The sequence below is a fragment of the Eubacterium xylanophilum ATCC 35991 genome (genome assembly GCF_000518685.1).
GTDB lineage: Bacteria > Bacillota > Clostridia > Lachnospirales > Lachnospiraceae > Eubacterium_F > Eubacterium_F xylanophilum.
Window position 1 is genome coordinate 1 of record NZ_KI912478.1, and the last position, 3,636, is coordinate 3,636.

The following is a 3,636-nucleotide window of genomic DNA, read 5'->3' on the forward strand; positions in this document are numbered from 1 at the left end:
AAAAAAAAGGGCTGAACAGAGAATGCAAGTAGAAGAAGAAGTACGGAAAAAACTAAGAAATTCAAAGAAATTTCCGTAAATGGAGATAGAATTGCTGAACGAGTGATTGAATAAGAGAGCATGGTACGGCAAAAAAGAGAGTATCCAAGAAATTTTCCGTAAAAGACGTCCAACCGCTGGTGCAACACCCCCTTAAAACGTACATTGTTGTTTTTTTAAAAAAAATATGATATAATGCTAACTATCTTATGTACGGTAAATATTTGAAAATTCAATTTAGATTGGAGGTAAATCATGCAAAGAGTTTTGGAGTTTTTAAAAGGGGCTGGGACTTATTATTTGGCGACTGTTGAGGGCGATCAGCCTCGTGTCAGACCATTTGGCACAATCAACGAATTTGAGGGAAAACTCTATATTCAGACAGGAAAGGTGAAAAATGTTTCGAAACAATTACATGCAAATCCCAAAGCGGAAATTTGTGCATTTAAGGATGGAGAATGGTTGAGAGTAGCCGGAACATTTGTCGAAGATGATAGGATGGAAGCACGTGAAGCAATGCTTGAAGCCTATCCTGATTTGAAGGCTATGTACTCTGCGGATGATGGAAATACAGAGGTTTTCTATATTAAGGACGCAACGGCGACATTCAGTTCATTTACCAAAGAACCTGAGGTCGTGAACTTTTGAGGGGTAGTTATTAACGCAAATTAGGAGGTATTACATGATAAGAACGAATATTTTCAATGATACTGAGGCACATAGAATTGCGCAAAAGAAGGGGATTTACTCAGTTTTAGAATATGTAAAAGACGTTTCTGTGACAGAGAGCACTGCAATTAATGCTTTTTTCTCGGCAAAGATGAATGTTCGCAAACGTCAATTAGTTGCCAACATAGCCGACGGTGGAGTTGTGGTACAGGCTGGAGCGATGCAACTTATGCTTGGAGATCTTACTGCTGCAACAAATGTAAAGGGCGCAGGAGATCTGTTCAAAAAGGCTATAGGAAGTAAAGTGACAGGTGAGTCCGCAATCAAACCGAGATATACAGGTACAGGAACTCTGGTTCTCGAGCCAACATATAAGCATATAATTCTCGAGGATTTGGCGGAGTGGAATGGTAAAATGGTCATCGAGGACGGTCTATTTCTTGCTTGCGATGACACAGTAAATCTCAGTGTGGTAGCTAGGAACTCCCTTTCATCTGCAGCGCTTGGTGGAGAGGGACTATTTAATACTGCACTTTCAGGTTCTGGCGTGGTTGCTCTTGAATCACCGGTACCTATGGAAGAATTAATAGAAGTTGAAGTTGACAATGATGTAGTTAAAATTGACGGAAACATGGCAATCGCATGGTCTGATACTCTCAAATTTACAGTTGAAAAAACTACCAAGAGTTTGGTTGGATCAGCTGCATCGGGTGAAGGATTTGTAAATACTTATAGAGGGACTGGAAAGATTCTGATTGCGCCGGTAGGATGAGATAAGCAGACGAACAGAAAGGAATGCCCCGGGGGATTACGGGGTAGGAGAAAGTATGATTGAAGATTACAAAACAGCGAAGCGAATGGGGGATGAGGCGGTTAGAAGTGCAAAGAGATCGGGAAAATCACCGTATTTACCGGTTTTAGATGCGCTGATTGATGCCAGCAATACTGCAGGGCAGGTGAGTTTGGGACTTTTGGAATTGCCACTTTCTAGGATTAAGGGCAACAAAGAAAAGTCAAGAAATAATGCATTTGCCAACAATTTTATGCCTATATTCGATGCAAACACCGAGTTTGCTCTCAAGTGGTCCGCATTGTATGATTCCTATAAGGAAGAGGGAATACGAGATGCCATCAAGGTCTACGAGTACATGAATGAGTACTATGTCCAAGAGGGAAATAAGCGAGTATCAGTCTCAAAATTAGGCGGAAATGAATATATACTCGCAGATGTCACGAGAATTATTCCCAAGAAGGACGGCTCGAAAGAAGTCCAGGTTTACTATGAGTATCTTGACTTTTACAATCTAACAAACAACTTTTTGCTGGTATTCTCTGAACCAGGCGCATATGAAAAACTAGCAGATCTTCTGGGACAGAATCTAGTAGACCCATGGCCGGAAGAAGTATGCAGCGAACTCAAATCAGCTTATTACAGATTTGAGCGCGTGCTAAAAAAAGAAGTAAAGTACTTTGTTGATCAAAATGCCAGCAATGCATTTCTCATCTATATATCCATCTTTCCTATCAAAACCATTAGTGAAAGCACGGATGAGCAAATCAAGAATAATATAATTCTCGCAAGAGATGAGATGATAGCAAGCGGAAAAACTGATGACACTACATTTCTCGATGAAGCTCCGGGCGAGGGAGAAAATGACGACAAGTCAGCCGGAATCATGCGAATATTTTCACGCACCAAAAAGTATACAGCTTCATCGCCGCTTAGAGTTGGATTTATCTATGATGCCGATATCGAGCAATCTCGCTGGGTAGACAGCCACGAAGCCGGAAGACTGTACGTCGATGAGATGACCGGTGAAAATGTTCTGACTGCCGCATATTACGTGGATCAATTAGGTGGCACACAATCGGCTCTCGAGGCAGCAGTGAAGGACAAGAATGAAATTATATTTGCAGTTTCACCATCAATGTCAGACGATGTGCTGAAGACAGCAGTGAAGAATCCGGATATTAAATTCTTGAATTGTTCGGTTGGCCAGGCATTCTCATCACTAAGGTGCTATCATGCCAAGTTCTATGAGGCGACTTTCTTGATGGGCGTCTTGGCAGCAAACAGAGCACTGTTAGAGGGCGATGCAAGTCAAATCGACTACGTTGTCCGCGAGGTTAATCAAATGAGTAGAATTGATCTGAATGCCTTTGCCATTGGCGTCTCCACCATGGCACCAGATTGCAAGGTGGTTCTCAAGCCGGTGGGAGAGAGCGGAGAAGCCAATGTTGAATCAAAGGTCTACGCAGACATCGAGTATTCGACCGTAGGCCGAACCGGAAGACGTCCCGGAATATATGTATCAAATGATGAGAAAGATGTATATGTAGGGGCACCTTACTTCAACTGGGGACGCTACTATGTTCATATTGTTCAGTCAGTTCTATCGGGTACTTGGGACCTCGGCGGACGATTAGACGATACAACCCCAGCAAACTATTGGTTCGGAATCTCAACAGGAGTAGTAGATATTTTGGCACCAAACTTGCCATATCAAACAGCTAAGATGCTTTCCTTCTTCAAGAATTCAATTGTAAACGGAGACTATACACCATTTGTCGGAGAAATCAGATCAAATGATGATAAAGTAATTCAAAGCAGTTTCCCAGGCAGCAATTCAAGCCGCCGTACCTTGGAATTGTCGAAGGAAAACCTAGATCCAAAGGATATAGTTTCTATGACATGGATGAATGAGAATATTGTGGGAGAATTGTAAGACCAACGTTATGAATTTCCCCAAAAAGACGGATGGAATGGGCGAAAAGCCCAATTCATCCGTCTTTTTGAGGTTGTGCCCAGGGGGGTGGCGGAGCAGTTTTTTTTCAAATTTGGCATGCCCCTGAACCCACTTGGTAACTTGGGAAGTCGCTCTGGGGGCATGCCTATTTTACGATTCGCGTTTTGGCATGCCCCTGAAC

General features: G+C 42.5%; 3 protein-coding genes. All 3 read left to right on the plus strand.

Annotated elements, in window-relative coordinates; all coding sequences use genetic code 11:
• Positions 1 to 294: 294 nt before the first annotated feature.
• From L877_RS0111440 to L877_RS0111450, 3 genes are read left to right on the plus strand one after another with little or no spacing between them, the layout of a single operon-like run.
• The gene (locus L877_RS0111440) at positions 295 to 687 is read left to right on the plus strand and encodes a pyridoxamine 5'-phosphate oxidase family protein (protein ID WP_026836188.1); all 393 of its coding nucleotides are present in this window, start codon (positions 295 to 297) and stop codon (positions 685 to 687) included.
• A gap of 34 nt (positions 688 to 721) precedes the next feature.
• The gene (locus L877_RS0111445; RefSeq protein WP_026836189.1) at positions 722 to 1,480 is read left to right on the plus strand and encodes an AIM24 family protein; all 759 of its coding nucleotides are present in this window, start codon (positions 722 to 724) and stop codon (positions 1,478 to 1,480) included.
• 55 nt (positions 1,481 to 1,535) lie between these two features.
• The gene (locus L877_RS0111450) at positions 1,536 to 3,434 is read left to right on the plus strand and encodes a BMP family ABC transporter substrate-binding protein (RefSeq protein ID WP_026836190.1); all 1,899 of its coding nucleotides are present in this window, start codon (positions 1,536 to 1,538) and stop codon (positions 3,432 to 3,434) included.
• The last annotated feature ends 202 nt before the right edge of the window (positions 3,435 to 3,636 follow it).